This window comes from Corynebacterium sp. KPL4015, from assembly GCF_040225725.1.
In the GTDB taxonomy this organism is placed as follows: Bacteria; Actinomycetota; Actinomycetes; order Mycobacteriales; family Mycobacteriaceae; genus Corynebacterium; species Corynebacterium rhinophilum.
Window position 1 is genome coordinate 1 of sequence record NZ_JBEHGF010000069.1, and the last position, 583, is coordinate 583.

Sequence of the window (583 nt, forward strand, 5' to 3'; positions counted from 1 at the left end):
TTTCTGGTGCGCCATTCTTGTGTGGGATTGTCGTTGGGGCTGGCTTTTGTGCCGGTGGTGTAGCTGTGGTGTGGGGTATGTCGTCCTAGTGCGCGGTGTGGGCGTTAGGGTTGCCCGCAAATCGTGGACACGTAGTAGAGCTACCTAGTGGTTAGGCAGCTAATTCTTTTCTGCTGGTGGTTAGGCTGGTGTGGTTCTCGAAATCGACGGGGCTGACCATCCCGAGGGCGGAGTGCCGACGTCGACGGTTGTAGACCACTTCAATCCAGCAAGCCACAGCCTGACGCGCAGCATCGCGGGTGGCCCAGCGCTTCCGGTCGTAGAACTCGGTCTTAAGCGTCGACCAGAACGACTCAGCCATCGCGTTATCGAAACACACTCCGGTACGCCCCACGGATTGAGCAATGCCCAAATTGCGGCACACCTCCCAGAGCTGCTCGCTGGTAAATTGTGTCCCACGGGAGAGTGTCCGATTCTTTGTGTGCGGGGGCTTGGTTTACAAGTAATCCGCGAATCGGTCGGGGAAAGGCCACGGCTAGTTGGTTGATGGCTTGTTTCCACCCGGTGGCTTTCGCTCCTTCAA

1 pseudogene is annotated in these 583 nt (G+C 57.6%); it reads right to left on the reverse strand.

The annotated features are described in order from the left end of the window. Positions 1-196 precede the first annotated feature (196 nt). Positions 197-460, reverse strand: a pseudogene (locus ABRP64_RS11665) (integrase core domain-containing protein); the annotation flags it as partial. Between the last annotated feature and the right edge of the window lie 123 nt (positions 461-583).